The following is a 16714-nucleotide window of genomic DNA, read 5'->3' as shown; positions in this document are numbered from 1 at the left end:
AGGATGGCGCTCAGGAGAGCGCCGGCGGAAGCAATGGAATGGGAAGCCCAAGGAACTGGACGAACACCAGACACACGACTGCCACCAGCACTACCGTGCCGATCACCGCGAAACGCACCGAGACCGTACGGATCACTAACAGCGCCAGCGCCATGAATAGCGCAGTCGACAATAGATAGCCGAGCGGGCCGATGACCGCGACGTAGGCCGCGGCCAGGGCGAAGACCAGGGCGGTTACTGCGTAGCGCGGCTTGGGCGCACCCTCTTCGGTAGCGACCTGCGGCTCAGCATCAAGTCCGCTTGCGGAACGCCAGCGCAGCAACTCCGTACACACCATCGCCAAGGCAAGCAGCCCAACCGCCACGGAGTAAATCAGTGGCATCTGCGCGGCCGCCTCCGGATAACCTTGGGCATTGACGAAAAACACCGCAGCCAGAGCCATACCGAAGAGCCCGAGTGCCAGCCTATTCTTGTTCATCTGCGCTTCCCCTCGTTACGTTCGCGATCGCATCACCGTTACTTGGCGTCGACTTCCTGCCAAATACCTTGGAACTCCTTCTCCATGCGCTCGAACATCTGGCCGTAGTCTTCGCCGGTGACGATGTCGATGTTGAGGGCGCGCTTCTTCGCATCTGCCAGGAACGCCTGGTCGTTCTTCAGCGCTGCGAAGGCGGCGATCAACTGGTCACGCGCCTCGTCGGGAATCCCGGCCGGTGCGCTGTAACCGCGCGAGGAGCCAGCGACCACATCGACGCCCCTCTCTTTCAGAGTTGGCACGTCGGGCAGGCTGTCGACCCGCTTGTCCGCAAAGACCGCCAACGCCTTGAGGTTGCCGCTTTTGACCTGGCTGTAGACGGTGCCGACGTTGTTGAAGCTGACATCGATCTTGTTACCCATCGCAGCGGTGGACGACGGACCGTCGCCTTGGAATGGCACCTTTTGGAACGACAGACCCGTGGCCTTCTCGAGCAATAGCGTGGTGAAGAAGTCATCGCCGCCCATACCGGAATTGCCAACGGTGATCCGCCCGGGCTTCTCCTTGGCCGCGGCGAGCAGATCCTCGATGGTGTTATAGGGGCTGTCCTTGGCCACCACGGCGATACCCGGGTCGGTGACCACATTGGCGATCGGCGTCAGCTCGTCGATGTTGTAGGTGATCGCGTCGTTCATGATGTAGTTGGTCATCAGCATGGGTGTGTTGGTGATGCTGATGACCGAGCCATCCTTCTTCGACTGCTTGGCCAGGCGCGTCCAGGCGATCGCGCCGGTCGCCCCCGGGATGTACTCGTTGACGAAATTGGCGCCCAGACTCTTGGTGAGATACGGCTGTACCAGTTGCGCCAGCACGTCGCTACCGCCGCCCGGCTTGAAGCCCTGCAACACGGCGATTTCATCACCAGCGACGTATTCCGCCTGGGCGGCAAAGGGAACTGAAAACGCCGTAACGGCGGTCAGGACGGCAGCGGACAGTTTCTGGTTGATCTTCATTTCGCTCACTCCACATTTCTTGTTGGATTTATCGTGTTGGGCCACTCAAGCCCAGACGTGGTCAGGGGCGGCAACCGTGCGCCGCCGCCCCTACAGCGGGTGATTCTTTTCGTTGCTCAACGGTTGTTTTCGAGTGTCATCCAGGGTTGGTTGTCAGCGCCGATCGAATAGCGCGCAATGGCCTGCTCGTCGAAGTTGAAACCGAGCCCTGGGGTTTGGTGCAGCTTGATGTAACCATCCTCCTGCTGCAGTTGCCGGTCGATCAGGCGACGGAAGTTAAGGACCTGGTCGTCCCAGAAGAACTCCACGTAGCCGGCGTTCGGGGTCGCCGCCACCAGCGGTGCGTGTACGTCGTGGAACCAGTGCGGGTACATCGGCACACCGTAGCCGGCGGCCATCGCGGCGATGCGTCGCCATTCGGTGATGCCGCCGCAGACCACCGCGTCGGTCTGCAGGATGGCCGCGCCGCCCTTGTCGAGCAGCTCCTTGTGACGCCAGCGGCCAACCTCCACCTCGCCGGTGGCGATGGGAATCGGTGTGGCCCGCGCCAGCCGTGCGTGGCTGTCGATGTCGTCGACCAGGAAAGGCTCCTCGACGAAGCTCGGGGTATAGCGCTCGAACCGACGGACGTATTGCAGCGCTTGGGTGACGTCGCTCCAGCCGTTGTTGACGTCCAGCATCAGCTCGACGTCGGGGCCGATGGCCTCGCGCGCCGCCGCGACTCGCGCTTCTTCTTCCTTCGGCGAGAGGCGGCCGGTTTTCATCTTCACCGCCTTGAAGCCGAGCGACACGTAGTGCGCCATCTCCTCGCCAAGCAATTCGGGAGTTTTGCCGTCGAGGTAGTAACCACCGCTGGCGTAGGCCGGCACCCGGTCGGCACTGGCCGCACCGAGGTAACGGTGCAGCGGCAGGCCGGCGCTGCGCGCATTAAGATCCCAGAGGGCGGTGTCGAGAATGCTGATGGCACGCATGACGACGCCAGCCCGGCCCTGCAGCAGTGCCTCTTGGTACATCTCCCGCCACAGCGCCTCGACGTCCAGCGAATCGCGGCCGAGCAGCACTGGCGCCAGCAGCTTCTCCACCGCGATCGGTAGCAGCTCGCCCCCGGCACTGCCGACGTAGCAGAAACCGATGCCGGTCACACCGTCGATGGATGTCACTTTCACCAGACCGTAGTCCCGGGCGTGAACCGTGCGATTGGAAAATGAAGTGACCCGATCCAGCGGCACGCGGGCTGCACAAACAGAGATGGAGCTGATTATTGCCATTGTTGTTCCTCATCTCGGATTCCGATGTAAGCGCTTTCATTCCCTGTCTCAACTGTCCTAATTACTTACTGATAAAGGCGTTTTAGGGGAGTTAAAGCAGCTATGTAATCGCTTACATTTGCAAAATAATACGATGTAAGCGTTTACAAAAACTTAGTTTCGGTTTTTCCTAATGTCAAACAACATTTGCTCAGCGGCAATCAGAAGGACACAGAAATGGCTGATTCGGTACCTGGCTTCTCGTCATTGCTGTCACGTGCCAGCCTGCAAGACGTTGCCCGACTGGCAGGTGTGTCGACGGCTACCGTATCGCGGGTTATCAATGGTAGCGCGACGGTCAGCGACGACAAGCGCCACGCTGTTCAGCGCGCCTGCGATGAGCTCGGCTATGTACTTAACGCGGCGGCGAGGACATTGGCTTCACGGCGCAGCATGACCATCGGAGCAGTCGTCCCCACACTCGCAACAGAAACGTTTTCCCGCCCGCTCGCAGCCTTTCAGCAGACGGTGCATGAGGCCGGCTACACCCTGCTGGTCGCCAGTTTCGGCTTCGATTCGCAAGTCGAGCTGAAGGAAGTGCAGACCATGCTGGAGCATGGCGTGGACGCCCTGATGGTGGTTGGCCGCACCCACGATCCGAAGATGTGGGATCTGATCGACCGCAAGCGGATTCCCTGCGTCCAGGCCTGGTCGCAGGACAGTGATCGCCCCAGTGTCGGCTTCGACAACGTCGTCGTTGCGCGGCAGATGGTCGAACATCTGCTTTCCCTGGGGCACCGCAAGTTCGCCATGATCGTCAACGAACGGTCGTTCAACGACCGTGTCGGTGACCGGATCGCAGGCACCCAGGCGCGCCTCGCCGAAGAGGGTTTGGACCTACCCGCCCAATGGCGCGTGGCGGCTGACCTTACGCTTGAAAGCGCGATCGTGGCCATGCAGCGTCTGCTGCGAGGCCCGGAGCGGCCGACAGCTGTCATTTGCGCCAATGACCTGCTGGCGTTCGGCGCACTGCTGGCCGCCAAGAACCTGGGCGTCCGTGTGCCCGAAGATATTTCGGTAGTCGGCTTCAACGACTTCGATTACGCCAAGTACATGTCCCCACCGTTAACCACCATTCGCGTGGATCTTGCGCAGATAGGCGCTTATGCCGGCGCTTATCTGCTCGAAGCTCTTGCGGGCAAGAGACCCATCGGCCTGATCGAGACAACTACCGAACTTGTAGCACGGGGTAGCTCGGGCCCAGCTCCGACCAGGCCCGAGTAAGCCCACCCTGCCGCGTCGTCACTGTGTGCCGAGCGCTGCGGCATCGTTCCAACCCATCGAGAGGAAACGCCATGACCGAAAACAATGACAACAAGGCCAAGCATCCCGCGCAAGGCATGAGCAAGGGATTGACTAACTACGGCGATGCGGAATTTTCACTGTTTCTGCGCAAAGCCTTCATCAAAGGCGCCGGCTATTCCGACGACGCCCTGTCGCGGCCCATCGTCGGCATCACCAACACAGGCAGCGGCTTCAACCCCTGCCACGGCAACGCGCCGCAGCTGATCGAAGCGGTCAAGCGCGGGGTGATGCTGGCCGGCGGGCTGCCGGTGGACTTTCCGACGATTTCGATACACGAAAGCTTCGCCCACCCCAACAGCATGTTCCTGCGCAATCTCATGTCGATGGACACCGAGGAAATGATCCGCGCCCTGCCAATCGATGCGGTGGTGCTCATCGGCGGCTGCGACAAGACCGTCCCGGCTCAATTGATGGGTGCCGCGAGCGCTGGCGTGCCGGCCATCCAACTTGTCAGCGGATCGATGTTGACCGGCTCCCACCGCGGCGTGCGCGTCGGTGCCTGTACTGACTGCCGACGCTTCTGGGGCATGTACCGCGGCGAGGAGATCGACCAACAGGAAATCACAGAGGTCAACGACCAGTTGGTAGCCAGCGTCGGCACCTGCTCGGTGATGGGCACCGCCAGCACCATGGCCTGCGTTACCGAGGCGCTGGGCATGATGCTGCCAGGCGGCGCCACGCCACCGGCGGTCACCGCCGACCGCATCCGCATTGCCGAGCGCACCGGCACGCAGGCGGTGAAGATGATCCAGTCGGGAATGACGCCTGACCGCATTCTGACCAAAAAGGCCTTCGAGAACGCGCTGATGGTGCTGCTGGCCATTGGCGGTTCGACCAACGGCATCGTGCATCTGGCGGCGATCGCCGGCCGTTGCGGTATTCACATCGACATGGATCAAGTCGACGCGCTCGGTCGCAATATTCCGGTCCTGGTCAATCTCAAACCGTCCGGTACGTATTACATGGAAGACCTGCACAAGGCCGGCGGGCTGGCGCCCATACTGCGCGAACTGCGGCCCTTCCTGCACCTCGATGCACTGACGGTGACCGGGCGCACGCTGGGTGAAGAGCTCGACGAAATCGCCGCCTTTCCGCAGGAGGTTGTGCGCCCGCTGGATAACCCGATCTATCCGCAGGGCGGCATCGCTTTTCTGCGCGGCAACCTTGCGCCGGACGGGGCGATCATCAAGCAATCGGCGGCGAGTGCCGAGCTGATGGAGCACGAAGGTCGCGTGGTGGTATTCGATGGCCTGGAGGATCTCGCTCAGCGTGTCGACGACCCGGACCTCGATGTCAACGCCGACGACATTCTGGTACTCAAAAACATCGGCCCGAAAGGCGCGCCTGGGATGCCGGAAGCCGGATATATCCCGATCCCGCGCAAGCTGGCGCGCGCCGGTGTGAAGGACATGGTGCGGATTTCCGACGGACGCATGAGCGGCACGGCGGGTGGCACCATCATTCTGCATGTCACGCCGGAGGCGGCCGTTGGCGGGCCTTTGGCGCTGATCGAGAGTGGCGACCGCCTGCGCCTGAGCGTAAGCGAACGCAAACTCGAGTTGCTGGTGAGCGATGAAGAAATGGCCCGCCGCCGCCAGTCCCTGACGCTGCCAGAGCCGCGGGAAGGCGATGGGCGCGGATATCGCAAGCTGTTTCTGGACACCGTCACGCAAGCCGATCAAGGCTGCGATTTCGATTTTCTACGCAGCCTGGACGAATCCGGCAGCATCCCTTCTCCCAAGTGACCTCCCTTATCGCGCCGCAGCCAACGGCTGCGGTTACTACACCCATAGCCAGGAGTTTTAAATGACCTCGACAGAGCAAGCGGACTACCTGTTTACCCCCGCTATTCCCAGTCTCGCTGTAGCCGGCACCGAGCAGCGTTTCCCGGTGCGGCGAATCTACTGCGTCGGGCGCAACTATGCCGACCATGCGCGCGAAATGGGCCACGATCCTGACCGCGAGCCGCCCTTCTTCTTTACCAAGCACCCCGACAGCCTGTTGCCAGATGGCAATGTCTTCCCTTATCCACCGGGAAGCGAGAACGTGCATCACGAGATCGAGCTCGTGGTAGCTATTCATCGCGGTGGCGCAGACATTCCCGCCGAGACGGCACTGGACCATGTGTTCGGTTACGCGGTCGGCCTGGACATGACCCGCCGAGATTTGCAGGCCGAAGCCAAGAAGCTGGGCCGTCCCTGGTGCGTGGCCAAGGCGTTCGACCAGGCGACGCCTTGCTCGGCGTTGATGCCGGCCAACGATATCGGTCACCCGGAGTCTGGCCGTATCTGGCTCGATATCAACGGCGAGACGCGCCAGGAAGGCGACCTGGCTTCCCAGATCTGGCGGGTATCGGAAGTGATTGCCTACCTGTCGCGCCTGTTCGTACTTGAGCCGGGCGACCTGATCATGACCGGTACCCCAGCCGGCGTCGGGCCCGTGCAGCGCGGCGATCGACTGAGCGGCGGCGTACAGGGTATTGGCACGCTCGATATTGAAATTGGTTGATAACGACTGGGCGCTACCAGGTCCGCTGTTGCATTCGTTAATGCCCCGCCGCGCAGCAGCGGGGCATTAACGACGATCAGGACCAGCATGCACCCGGCGCAGCCGCATTGGTAACGACGATCCAACCACCGGCGGCGGCGCGCAGGGCTTCTAACGCAGCAGCCAGGTCCGCACGGCGCAGGGCGCGCATGGCTGTGGCGACTTGTGCTGGACGGGTGATGTCATGACCGGCCAGACAGTTTTGCCAGGCTTGTTCGGCCCGAGCGCGCAGGTCTGCCGGGCCGGCAACATGCTGATCGCTCAGTTCATTGGCGGCGCACTCGATAATCTCGGCGGACTGATCGACCAGTCTCATCGCGAACTCTTCGAGGAAAACCTGGATGTAGCCGAGGATTTGCGCAGCCGAGGCCGTTGGGGATTGCACCGCGAAGAGCATGCCCGGGTAACTGCCGAACTGGCTGAAGCGGCTAAAGACCGCGTAGCCCAGCTGTAGCTCGCTGCGCAGACGGCGAAAGAAATCACCTTCGATCAACCGTCCTAGCAGCCGCCAGGACGCCTCGCATTCGGGATCGCGTTCCGGCAATGGACAGAACAGCAGAAATGCCGTTTCGGCCATGACCGACCCACCACTGACATCGTGCCAGCGGTAGCCCATCGATCGTGAAGGCGAATCGGGCACAGCCGGTGCAGGCGCGCCCGGCAACGTGCTGATCGCATCGCCCAGCATGCCACCCAAGCTCGACGGAAAACCGACCGCCAACCCCTCCCGCTGCGCTGATTGCCAATGCCGAGACACCGCCAAGCGCTCCAGCGCCGCTTGCTCGTTCACTTCAGAAGTCACATCTGCGAGCAGGCGCGGCAGGCGCTTGATCAATTGGCGAATCAGCATGTCGTCCCCACTGAGCGTTCCGGCGCGCTCGGCCATCTGCACGCCCTGAACGAAGGAAGCGACTGGCGGCTCAACGAGCAATTGGGAAATGTCGCCAAGGATCGTGGGTATCGCCTCAGCGAAACCGCTCAGACCAAGCGTCCAGCTATCGCCCAGATCATCGAAGCGCAGCTCGACACCGGCCTGCTGCGCCGCCCATATACGTGACCGCAACGCATCCCACAACACATGCCAGAGTCCCACCGGAGGCTGACCGGCAATGAATTGCCAGCGCACGAAAAGCGCACCCTGCCCGTTCGTAGCTTCCGGCCCAAGCCAGCGCAGCGCTGGGTCAAGATAGATCGTCTTTCGCCGCATGGTGTCCGTCCGCAGCCATGGATTGGGCGCCGGTTGCTGCCAGCGCCACGCTAGCGGCTCTGCTCTTGGCTGCGGCTCGAATGCCAGACGCAGCGGGAAGCCGCCGGTCTCTACGGGCCCGCATTCGGAGGGATCGGAAGTCATAACCAGCGGGCCCGATGCGATCATCTGCCCCAACAGCACACCCAGCGCATGACGAATCGCCGTTTCGTCACTGTTATCGCTCCAGGCCAGCGGCTCCACCCAATGGCGCAGTCGCGTCAGCGGCTCGGAGCCCTGCAGGCTTCGCCGTCGGATACGCAAATATTCGTCACGGCACGGCTGCCAGCGTGCCTCATCGGAAAAGAAGCGCAGCCAGTCGAGCACCGCATCGACAATTACCGCACGTTCTTTCGACCCTCGTTCGGTAAGCGCCAGTTCGATAATCACGACGCCCTGCCCTGCATACCAATAAGGCGCGCGCGCCTTTACCGTCAGGCACAGCTCTTCGTCGCGCAGCCGCTGAGCAAGCCCAGCGGGCGCTTCGGAGGCGAGCCAGGTGAAAAGATGGTCCAGCGCCGGCACGCAATGCTCGGGCATGTCCTCAAGGGCGAAGGCCAGATGCAGGCGCGGCTGGGTATTGTCCAGCTGCAGGCGAAGCCAGGAATCGCGGCTACAGCGCAATGACGGTGCCTTGCGAGCGATAGCAGGGCCAGCAGCGAGCGCGCCATCAGCCAGCGTAGCGAGATGCTGCAACTCGTCAGCCTGTTGCGGGCCGGCCAATAGCAACTCGATCTGCCCGCAATGGTAGAACCGCTGGTGATAATCACGCAGCGCCTGCTGAAATTGCGCCTCCTCTACCGGCAGCGTGTCGCGGTTGCCGGCATGAAAATCGGTGAACGGATGTACCTGATCGAACGCCTTGGCCAACGCCGCGTCGCACAGTGTTTCGGCGTCCTGCGCGCGGGCGAGATACTCAGCCTGTAGCACCTCGCGCTCGCGCAACTGCGCGGCTGGGTCGAGCAGCGGGCTGGCGAGCATGTCCAGTAGGCGACGCAAGCCTTCTTCCAGTCTGTCGGCCGGCAGTTGAAAGAAATAGTCGGTATGGCGCTCGCGAGTCGAGGCGTTCAGTTGTCCACCGCAACGCTGAACGAACGGCATCAGGCTGTGCGTGGCGGGATAGTTGCGGCTGCCGAGAAACAGCAGATGCTCGAGAAAATGAGCCAGACCGGGATAAGCCTTTGAGGCGTCATGTGAACCCGCATGAATGCGCACCAGCGCCGCAGCGTGCGAGCTCTCTGGCAGCGACAACAGGCGCACCCGCAAACCGCTAGTCAAGATCACTTGTGGCGGGCGCTGGGCAGGATCGGTTAGCTGGTGCATGGCGGCATTGTGGTTCCGACTGGGGGTCCAACAGCATCGCGCCAAGCCGTGCCCGACACAATGGTGCCAAAGCATGACCCAGGCAGCCGGCAAGCGCGATCGCGACAGCCAGTTCAGGTATCCAAATGCCCGTCGAGGAACTGCAACAGGCGGCGCTGCATCAGCTTGCCCGAGTTGCCCAGGCAAGCGACCGGCGAGCCACGCAGGCTCTGCTCTGAAAATTCGGCCGCTTCACCCGCCATCGCCAGTGGACAATCGAGGCCCAGCGTGAGCTTGGCCAGCTGGCGCAGTAACACAGCGTTTGGCGGAAGATTGGAATAGAGCACCAGGGCGCGGGGTCGGACCTTTTCGCAGACCAGCGTCAGCTCATCCAATGGCTGATCGATCGCCAATACGTTGACCGCCACAGCCTCGCTGGAAAGCAGCAGACCCGCAATCAGCAATTCCAATTCTCGGCATTGTCCAGGTACCGCTGCCAACAATACTCGGCCCTCCGCATGGCCACGCGCTAACTGCAAACGCTGCAGCACACGGGCCCGCAGGAACGTATCGAGGAACAACCATTCGCTGGTCCGGCCAAATTCGTCCTGACACAGCAACAATTGTTGCCACAGCGGCAGCAGCACGTTCTGAAAGACGATCGGCAATGGATAGGTGGAAAAAATCTGCCCGTATACCTGGTCCAGTCGGGACTCGTCGAAGCAGCTCACTGCACGCTGCACGAGCGCCTGCCATTCGCCCCACTCGCCGACCACCGCTTCCTGCTGCTCCGGTAGAACAGCGGCCTTGGTGGCGGCGCTACGTGAAAGAATGCTGCCCACCTTGCTCACTGCAACGCCACGTTCGGTCCAGGCCAGAATGCTGCGTACCGCTTCGATATCGGCCATGGAATAAAGACGATGGCCGCTTTCGGTGCGAGTGGGTTGTATCAGACCGTAGCGCCGCTCCCAGGCGCGCAGCGTGACCGGATTGACGCCGGTCAGGCGCGACACTTCACGTATGGGGAACAGCTCTTCCCGCTTGAGCGAATCGGAAGAAAGCAGCTTGGAAGCACGGACGGATTCGGTCATGACGCGGCGAGGCTCATGCAGATGGATTGGCGCATTGTAACCCAGGGTCTGCAGACATAGACCGCGCACGCAAGGCACAGATCACATCTTGGAGCACTCCCGAACTGACGGCTAATTCTCTGATTTTCCGCCATTCCAACCGGGGCCAAGGCGGCAAATCCATTGATATAAGGCATCGTGCCGCCCTTTTCGAACTTGTTCTAGAATGCCGCGACCACGCTCAAGAGACGCTCAGATGATCAATGCCAAGCTGCTGCAACTGGTAATCGAAGCTTCCAACGACGGAATCGTGGTAGCCGAGCAGGAAGGCGACGACAATATCCTCATCTATGCCAACCCCGCATTCCAGCGCCTGACCGGTTATGAAGTGGACGAAATCCTCTACCAGGATTGCCGTTTTCTACAGGCGAATGACCGAAGCCAGATTGGTGTTGCGGCCATTCGCGAAGCCGTCAAGAGCAACAAGCCGTGTCGCCAGATCATCCGCAACTACCGCAAGGATGGCAGCGCCTTCTGGAACGAGCTTTCGATTACGCCAGTGTTCAACGAAGCGGACCAGTTGACCTACTTCATCGGTATCCAAAAGGATGTCAGCCCTGAAGTCGAGGCCAGGCAGCGGGTCCGTGAGCTGGAAGCCGAAGTCCGGCGACTCAAGGACCAGCTCGCCGCCCTGAAGAACTAACCTTGCGCGCTTGATTTTCCATAAGTGTCCGCGAGCTATAACGCCTGCGGTGCCCGGCGACACAGCTCAACCAACGCCTTCACCCAACTTTCGTGCGTGTTCAGGCAGGGAATCAGCTGCAGCTCCTGACCACCGGCGGCGATGAATTGCTCGCGGCCACGGTCGCCGATTTCCTCCAGGGTCTCGATGCAATCGGCGACGAAAGCCGGGCACATCACCAGCAGCTTCTTTACTCCCTTTGCCGCCAGCGCTTCCAGGTGCGCTTCGGTATAGGGCTCGATCCACTTGGCGCGGCCCAGGCGCGACTGGAAAGACACCGACCACTGTTCCGGGCGCAATCCGGCGCGCGCTGCAAATGCGGTGCTGCTCTGCAGGCATTGAGCGCGGTAGCAACTGGCGAGCACCGCGCCTTCGGCACGTTGGCAGCAGTCGTCCGTTTTCAGGCAATGCGAGCCGGTCGGATCGGTCTTGTGCAGGTGCCGCTCGGGCAGACCGTGAAAGCTCAACAGCAGATGATCGAATTCCTGCGTCAGGTGTGGCTTCACGCTGTCGACCAACGCGTCGAGGTATTCAGGCTGGTCGTAAAACGGCTGCAGGATCGATAGCTTGATGTCGAGGCGCTTGTCGCGGATAGCCCGACGCGCCTCTTCGATCGCAGTTGTCGTAGTGCTGTCGGCGAATTGCGGATATAACGGCGCGAATGTCACCTGCTTGATGCCCTGCCCCGCCAGTTTGAGCAGCGCACGCTCGATGGACGGCTCGCCATAACGCATCGCCAGTTCCACAGGTCCTTCTTTCCAATAGGGACGAACTGCCTCGGTCAAGCGCTGGCTGAGCACTACCAGCGGCGAGCCCTCCGGCCACCAGATCGAGGCATAGGCGTGCGCCGATTGCGCCGGGCGCTTGATCAGGATCAGCGACACCAGCAGCCGACGAATCGGCCACGGCAGGTCGACGACGTACGGATCCATCAGGAACTGGTTGAGATAGCTGCGCACGTCGTCCACCTCGGTGGACGCCGGTGAACCCAGGTTGACCAACAACAACGCCTGCTCAGTCATGCACATTCCTGACTACTTATTTAAGGATTAGCCGCAACCTATTGGCTAGCGGCCTATTTTCACACAGCGGCTACGGCTTGCGCAGGTCCGCCAATGCCGCATCCAGCTCGACAAAACGAAACTGAAAACCGGCAGCTTGCAATCGCATCGGCACAGCCCTCTGCCCGCCGAGAATCAACCCGGACAACTCACCCAGACCGGCCTTCAACGCCAGCGCCGGGACCGGCACTACTGCCGGTCGCCCCAGACTGCGCCCCAGCGCCTTGGCGAACTCGGCGTTGCGCACCGGCTGCGGCGCGCAGGCATTGTAGGGGCCGCTCGCCTCGGGCTGCTGCAACAGGAAATCTATCAGGGCGATCTGATCATCTATGTGAACCCATGGCATCCATTGGCGACCGTTACCCTGTCGCCCGCCCAATCCAAGCCGAAACAACGGCAACAGGCGCTGCAGGAATCCGCCCTCGCGAGCCAGAACCAGACCAGTACGCACCAGCACGACACGCACCCCGAGCCTCTGCGCACGAGCGGCGCTCTCTTCCCAGGCGTTGCATAGCTGGCTGGCGAAATCGTTCGTCACGGGCGAGTGGTCTTCGGTCAGCTCACGCTCACCTCCATCACCGTACCAGCCGACCGCCGAGCCGGAGATCAGCACCTGGGGCTTCTGCTCGCGCCCCGACAGCCACTCGATCAACTGCTCCGTGAGATTGATGCGGCTATTCCACAGTAAAAGGCGTCGCGACTTGGTCCATGGACGATCGGCGATCGGTGCGCCAGCCAGATTGATCACCGCATCTATAGGCATCTGACCAAGTTCATGAAGTTGACCAATGCCTGTCACCTGACCACCGCAGCGTTTGGCGACCTGCTCAGGTGAGCGACTCCATACCCATAGATGATGCCCTTCGGCCAGCCAGCGTTCACACAGCTTTCGCCCGATCAGTCCGGTCCCTCCGGTCAGCAATATGTTCACGGCGATCACCTCGCGTTTTCGTCATAGGCAGCTGAGCCAAGTCAGATCCAGACGCTCTACTAACGCGTCCATACAATGCCCAGTGCTTGTACAGCTTATTGATTGAGAGCCTAGCCTAAGACATGGCTAATCAGTCAGCGCTTGAGCGACGCTTTCACCTGCTTGAACGCCGCATCGAAAGGCAAACAAGCGCAGCGAAATCGAGTAAGCGAGCCCGTCCTTCCAGTGCGGCGTGCTCTGGAAATGTGTATCAGCCTTTCTCGCCGAGTCTTACAGCCTTGTTGACTTGTACAAGCTTGCGTTTATGCTGGCCACATTGTTGTACAACTCTCGCCAACTGTACAAGTTCACACTGAGCCCCGATCCATGACCCATACCTCACGCTCCATCAAAGTCGGGATTAGCGCCTGCCTGCTCGGCAACCCGGTGCGCTTCAACGGCGGACACAAGGAGTCGCGTCTGTGTAGCGAAACGTTGGCTCGCCATTTCGAGTTCGTGCCGGTCTGCCCTGAAGTAGCCATTGGCCTGGGCACACCGCGAGAACCGATCCGACTGGTTGGCGATCCGGCCAGCCCTCGAGCCGTCGGCACCGTGCACCCTGAATTGGATGTCAGCGACGCTTTGACCGCCTATGGCAAGCACATCGCCGTCGACCTGGACGACATCAGCGGCTACATCCTCATGCAGAAATCTCCTTCTTGCGGCATGGAGCGGGTCAAGGTTTACCAGGCCAACGGACACCCGACCGAGGGTGGCGGCTCCGGCCTGTTCGCCCGCGCACTAATGGAGGCGCGGCCAGATTTGCCGGTCGAAGAGAACGGCAGGCTCAATGATCCAGTGCTGCGAGAGAACTTCCTGACCCGAATCTTCGCCTACGCCGAATGGCAGCACCTACTGAGCGCGGGCCTGACTCGAAAGGCCGTAGTTCGTTTCCACTCGCGCTACAAATATCAGCTGATGGCAACCGATCCGCTGCAATACAAGGCGCTCGGTCGGCTGGTCGCGACAATCGGCAATACGCCGTTAGATGAGTTCGCCCCGTCCTATTTCAGCCAGTTGATGGCGGCGCTCAAGAAAACCGCCTCGCGCAGCACCCATAGCAACGTACTGCAGCACCTGAGCGGCTACCTCAAGAACGATATCGGCAGCGAAGACAAGCAGGAGCTTCAACGTCTTATCACTCAATACCGCGAAGGCACCGTGCCGCTGGTGGTACCGCTAACGTTGCTCAAACATCATTTCCGCCGCCATCCGGATCGCTATGTGGCCGACCAAGCGTATCTGCAGCCGCATCCCGAAGACCTTAGCCTGCGCAACGGCATATGAACATGAATCCGATTTTTGACGACGACATGGCTGCGCCCGCTGCCGAAGGCTGGGTTCCGATCCGGGAAGTGGCGCGCCTTACCGGGGTAAATCCTGCAACTTTGCGCGCGTGGGAGCGGCGCTATGGTCTGATCGTTCCGCGACGCACGGCAAAGGGCCATCGGCTCTATGACGACAGCCTGATCGAGCGCATTCAAAACATCGTCGGCTGGCTCAATCGCGGCGTCGCGGTTAGCCAGGTCAAGCAGTTGCTGGAGACGCGTCAGCCAATCGGCGTGACCGAGCACAGCCAGTGGGGCAGTCTGCAGGACGAGATGCTTCGCGCGATCAGCCAACTGGCCGAGCGAAAGCTCGACGAAAGCTTCAACCGTGCGCTGGCGCTCTATCCGCCACGCACGCTCTGCAAGCACTTGCTGCTGCCGCTGATGATGAGCCTCGAGCAGCGCTGGGTTAGACGCTTCGGTGCGGAACTCGAGCGCGCACTGTTTCATTCATGGCTGCGCACCAAACTCGGTACGCGTCTGTATCACGATAATCGTCAGCACAGCGGCGCGCCGCTGCTGGCCGTAAGTCTGTGCGATCAGCGCTTCGAGCCGGGTCTTTGGCTCTGTGCCTGGCTCGTCTCCAGTGCCGGTTGTCCGGTGGAAATTATCGAATGGCCTGTATCGCTCGCTGAGCTACCGCTGGCGCTAGAGCGGATGGCTCCGCGCGGTTTGCTGCTATACGCCAGCCAAGCACTGGATAGCAATCGCCTGCAACGGCAACTCCCGCGGCTGGCCGACCATAAGAGAATCATGCCGGTCATGCTTGCTGGCCCGGCAGCCTGCATTCACCGGGCCGAGTTAAGCGCCCTACCCGACCTGATGCTCGCTGATGATCCACTGACCGCGCTCGAAGCGCTGCAGGCAAGCCGGCTGCTCGATGGCCCGAAAGGATATATGGAATGAACCAACTGCTCTGGTTGCGCACTGATCTGCGCGTCACCGACAACTCTGCTCTTGTGGCCGCAATGAATGCAGGGCCAACCATAGCGCTTTTCCTGATCACGCCCGATCAATGGTTTGCTCATGACGACGCGGCATGCAAGGTGGATTTCTGGCTGCGCAATCTCAGCGAAGTCTCGGCACGGCTGGCCGAACTGCACGTGCCGCTGCTGATCCGCATCGTTCATGACTGGAGGGCAGTGCCCGCAGTCATCGCCGATCTGTGCCGCGAACATGCAATCGACAGTGTGCACGTCAACGATGAGTATGGGGTGAACGAGCAACGCCGTGACGATGCCGTGGGTCGGGCGCTTCAAGGTACCAAGGCGAGCCTGCACCGCCATCTCGATCAACTGCTCTTTGCTCCGGGCAGCGTGCAGACGCTGTCGGGCGGTTGCTTCAAGGTTTTCAGCCAATTTCGCAAGGTTTGCTATTCACGCCTGAGCCAGTCCCTACCGCCCTGCCTGCCCGTGCCTGCACGACAATCGCCCCTGCCTCTGACCAGCGATCCGGTACCGACCGCGGTCGACGGTTTCGCAGTGCCCAGCGACTACCTGCGCTCGCTCTGGCCTGCTGGCGAAAAGTGTGCACGCGAGCGCCTGGCGATATTCGCCGAAGACGATCTGGCCGAGTACCAACTGCGCCGGGACTTCCCCGCCGAACCCGGTACCAGCCAGCTTTCCGCCTACCTGGCGGCTGGCGTCATCTCGCCGCGCCAGTGCCTGCACGCTGCGCTGAGGACAAACTTGGGCGAGCTGGACAGCGGCAACCCTGGGGCGGTTGTCTGGATCAACGAATTGCTCTGGCGGGAATTCTACAAACACATTCTGGTTGGTTATCCGCAGGTTTCCATGGGTCGCGCATTCCGTCGTGAGACCGAGGCGCTGCCTTGGCGCCATGCACCGGATGAGCTGGCCGCCTGGCAGCAAGGCCGCACCGGTTTCCCGATCATCGACGCCGCCATGCGTCAGCTACTAGCCACCGGCTGGATGCACAACCGCCTGCGTATGGTCGTCGCGATGTTCCTGACCAAGAATCTGCTGATCGACTGGCGCGAAGGCGAGCGTTGGTTCATGCGCCACCTCATCGACGGCGACTTGGCCGCGAACAATGGCGGCTGGCAATGGAGCGCATCCACGGGTACCGACTCGGTACCGTACTTCCGCCTGTTCAATCCGCTCAGTCAGTCGGCGAAGTTTGACCCTGAGGGCCGCTTCCTGCGGCAATGGCTGCCCGAACTCGCACAGCTGGACAACCGCGACATTCATAACCCAGCCACCAAGACCGACCTGTTTGGCACCGCCGAATATCCGCAACCGATCACCGACCTGGCGATGAGCCGTGAGCGAGCGCTATCCACTTTCAAAAACCTGGGCGAACCAGTATGAGCGGCCTTAGCGCCACTG

At 61.3% G+C, this 16714-nt stretch carries 14 protein-coding genes; 7 read left to right on the top strand and 7 right to left on the bottom strand.

Features of this window, described 5'->3' with window-relative positions:
* Positions 1 to 10: 10 nt before the first annotated feature.
* From NAV33_RS00545 to NAV33_RS00535, 3 genes are all read right to left on the bottom strand, one after another.
* Complete coding sequence (locus NAV33_RS00545) at positions 11 to 478, bottom strand: tripartite tricarboxylate transporter TctB family protein (protein WP_255975828.1); 468 nt, start codon at positions 476 to 478, stop codon at positions 11 to 13.
* Between the two features lie 38 nt (positions 479 to 516).
* A complete protein-coding gene (locus NAV33_RS00540; RefSeq protein WP_255975826.1) occupies positions 517 to 1488 on the bottom strand; it encodes a tripartite tricarboxylate transporter substrate binding protein in 972 nt (323 codons plus the stop codon).
* A gap of 116 nt (positions 1489 to 1604) precedes the next feature.
* Entirely contained in the window at positions 1605 to 2756 is a 1152-nt protein-coding gene (locus NAV33_RS00535) for a mandelate racemase/muconate lactonizing enzyme family protein (RefSeq protein WP_255975824.1), read from the bottom strand.
* Positions 2757 to 2972: 216 nt separating this feature from the next.
* Here NAV33_RS00535 and NAV33_RS00530 point away from each other — a divergent pair, with 216 nt between their 5' ends.
* The 3 genes from NAV33_RS00530 (at position 2973) to NAV33_RS00520 (ending at position 6608) form a co-directional block, all read left to right on the top strand.
* Complete coding sequence (locus NAV33_RS00530; RefSeq protein WP_255975821.1) at positions 2973 to 4019, top strand: LacI family DNA-binding transcriptional regulator; 1047 nt, start codon at positions 2973 to 2975, stop codon at positions 4017 to 4019.
* 116 nt (positions 4020 to 4135) lie between these two features.
* On the top strand, positions 4136 to 5845 hold the full coding sequence (locus NAV33_RS00525; RefSeq protein WP_336605344.1) for an IlvD/Edd family dehydratase: 1710 nt from the start codon (positions 4136 to 4138) through the stop codon (positions 5843 to 5845).
* 61 nt (positions 5846 to 5906) lie between these two features.
* Positions 5907 to 6608 carry a fumarylacetoacetate hydrolase family protein gene (locus NAV33_RS00520; protein ID WP_255975816.1) on the top strand — a complete coding sequence of 234 codons (702 nt, stop codon included), beginning with the start codon at positions 5907 to 5909 and terminating at the stop codon, positions 6606 to 6608.
* Between the two features lie 76 nt (positions 6609 to 6684).
* Here NAV33_RS00520 and pqqF read toward each other — a convergent pair whose 3' ends face one another.
* Complete coding sequence (pqqF, locus tag NAV33_RS00515) at positions 6685 to 9216, bottom strand: pyrroloquinoline quinone biosynthesis protein PqqF (protein WP_255975813.1); 2532 nt, start codon at positions 9214 to 9216, stop codon at positions 6685 to 6687.
* Between the two features lie 113 nt (positions 9217 to 9329).
* On the bottom strand, positions 9330 to 10286 hold the full coding sequence (locus tag NAV33_RS00510; RefSeq protein WP_255975810.1) for a MerR family transcriptional regulator: 957 nt from the start codon (positions 10284 to 10286) through the stop codon (positions 9330 to 9332).
* A 235-nt stretch (positions 10287 to 10521) separates the two neighbouring features.
* Here NAV33_RS00510 and NAV33_RS00505 point away from each other — a divergent pair, with 235 nt between their 5' ends.
* Positions 10522 to 10968 (top strand): PAS domain-containing protein, encoded by a 447-nt coding sequence (locus NAV33_RS00505; protein ID WP_255975808.1) that lies wholly within the window; start codon positions 10522 to 10524, stop codon positions 10966 to 10968.
* A 35-nt stretch (positions 10969 to 11003) separates the two neighbouring features.
* Here NAV33_RS00505 and hemH read toward each other — a convergent pair whose 3' ends face one another.
* Both hemH and NAV33_RS00495 read right to left on the bottom strand, forming a co-directional pair.
* Entirely contained in the window at positions 11004 to 12029 is a 1026-nt protein-coding gene (gene hemH / locus NAV33_RS00500) for a ferrochelatase (protein ID WP_255975806.1), read from the bottom strand.
* 70 nt (positions 12030 to 12099) lie between these two features.
* Positions 12100 to 12999, bottom strand: coding sequence for a TIGR01777 family oxidoreductase (locus tag NAV33_RS00495; protein ID WP_255975804.1), 900 nt, complete (start codon positions 12997 to 12999; stop codon positions 12100 to 12102).
* Positions 13000 to 13365: 366 nt separating this feature from the next.
* On the opposite strand from NAV33_RS00495, the gene NAV33_RS00490 reads away from it, so the two are divergent.
* Genes NAV33_RS00490 through phrB form a run of 3 tightly spaced genes read left to right on the top strand, consistent with a single transcriptional unit; the run spans position 13366 to position 16696 of the window.
* Positions 13366 to 14325 (top strand): YbgA family protein, encoded by a 960-nt coding sequence (locus NAV33_RS00490; protein ID WP_255975802.1) that lies wholly within the window; start codon positions 13366 to 13368, stop codon positions 14323 to 14325.
* 2 nt (positions 14326 to 14327) lie between these two features.
* Positions 14328 to 15272 (top strand): MerR family transcriptional regulator, encoded by a 945-nt coding sequence (locus NAV33_RS00485; RefSeq protein ID WP_255975800.1) that lies wholly within the window; start codon positions 14328 to 14330, stop codon positions 15270 to 15272.
* Positions 15269 to 16696: a deoxyribodipyrimidine photo-lyase gene (gene phrB, locus NAV33_RS00480; protein WP_255975798.1), complete on the top strand. Its 1428-nt coding sequence runs from the start codon at positions 15269 to 15271 to the stop codon at positions 16694 to 16696. Before NAV33_RS00485 ends, phrB begins: the two co-directional genes overlap by 4 nt.
* Positions 16697 to 16714 lie beyond the last annotated feature (18 nt).

Source organism: Stutzerimonas stutzeri, assembly GCF_024448715.1.
In the GTDB taxonomy this organism is placed as follows: domain Bacteria; phylum Pseudomonadota; class Gammaproteobacteria; order Pseudomonadales; family Pseudomonadaceae; genus Stutzerimonas; species Stutzerimonas stutzeri_AR.
Note: the sequence above shows the minus strand (reverse complement) of the source record. Positions and strands in the feature narration are given on the sequence as shown.

Bases quoted from the DNA above. Each gene is read 5' to 3' on its own strand.
- NAV33_RS00545 (WP_255975828.1), bottom strand. From the start codon at position 478: ATGAACAAGAATAGGCTGGCACTCGGGCTCTTCGGTATGGCTCTGGCT.
- NAV33_RS00540 (WP_255975826.1), bottom strand. From the start codon at position 1,488: ATGAAGATCAACCAGAAACTGTCCGCTGCCGTCCTGACCGCCGTTACG.
- NAV33_RS00535 (WP_255975824.1), bottom strand. From the start codon at position 2,756: ATGGCAATAATCAGCTCCATCTCTGTTTGTGCAGCCCGCGTGCCGCTG.
- NAV33_RS00530 (WP_255975821.1), top strand. From the start codon at position 2,973: ATGGCTGATTCGGTACCTGGCTTCTCGTCATTGCTGTCACGTGCCAGC.
- NAV33_RS00525 (WP_336605344.1), top strand. From the start codon at position 4,136: ATGAGCAAGGGATTGACTAACTACGGCGATGCGGAATTTTCACTGTTT.
- NAV33_RS00520 (WP_255975816.1), top strand. From the start codon at position 5,907: ATGACCTCGACAGAGCAAGCGGACTACCTGTTTACCCCCGCTATTCCC.
- pqqF (WP_255975813.1), bottom strand. From the start codon at position 9,216: ATGCACCAGCTAACCGATCCTGCCCAGCGCCCGCCACAAGTGATCTTG.
- NAV33_RS00510 (WP_255975810.1), bottom strand. From the start codon at position 10,286: ATGACCGAATCCGTCCGTGCTTCCAAGCTGCTTTCTTCCGATTCGCTC.
- NAV33_RS00505 (WP_255975808.1), top strand. From the start codon at position 10,522: ATGATCAATGCCAAGCTGCTGCAACTGGTAATCGAAGCTTCCAACGAC.
- hemH (WP_255975806.1), bottom strand. From the start codon at position 12,029: ATGACTGAGCAGGCGTTGTTGTTGGTCAACCTGGGTTCACCGGCGTCC.
- NAV33_RS00490 (WP_255975802.1), top strand. From the start codon at position 13,366: ATGACCCATACCTCACGCTCCATCAAAGTCGGGATTAGCGCCTGCCTG.
- NAV33_RS00485 (WP_255975800.1), top strand. From the start codon at position 14,328: ATGAATCCGATTTTTGACGACGACATGGCTGCGCCCGCTGCCGAAGGC.
- phrB (WP_255975798.1), top strand. From the start codon at position 15,269: ATGAACCAACTGCTCTGGTTGCGCACTGATCTGCGCGTCACCGACAAC.